Genomic DNA, 404 nt, shown 5'->3' with positions numbered 1-404 from the left:
TGAAAAAAATAATCACAATCGCAGGAAGCAATAGTCAGAACTCTATCAACAAAAGTTTGTTGTTATATACTTCCAACTTATTAGAAAATGTAGAAATCATTTCAATCGACTTAAACGATTATGTCCTACCAATGTATGGAGTCGATTATGAAATTGAAAATGGCATACCAACAGCCGTAAAAAAACTCAATGAGTTATTAGATAACGCTGATGCATTTATAATAGCGCTGGCAGAACATAACGGAACATACACAGCAGTATTTAAAAACACCTTAGACTGGTTGTCTCGTGCTAATGTAAAAGTATGGCGAGACAAACCCACCTTCTTAATGGCAACCTCACCTGGTGGTCGCGGTGGAGCTACTGTTTTAAAAGCAGCGGTAAGCTATTTTCCATTTTTAGGG

At 36.9% G+C, this 404-nt stretch carries 1 protein-coding gene; it reads left to right on the top strand.

Annotation, left to right across the window (positions count from 1 at the left end; all coding sequences use genetic code 11):
• Positions 1-404 (top strand): NAD(P)H-dependent oxidoreductase (locus H4O21_RS28290; protein ID WP_182812511.1); only part of this gene is annotated, 404 nt, incomplete at both ends.

The organism is Oceanospirillum sediminis (genome assembly GCF_014164585.1).
Lineage (GTDB): Bacteria > Pseudomonadota > Gammaproteobacteria > Pseudomonadales > Halomonadaceae > Oceanospirillum > Oceanospirillum sediminis.
This window is presented reverse-complemented; position numbering and strand designations above follow the sequence as displayed.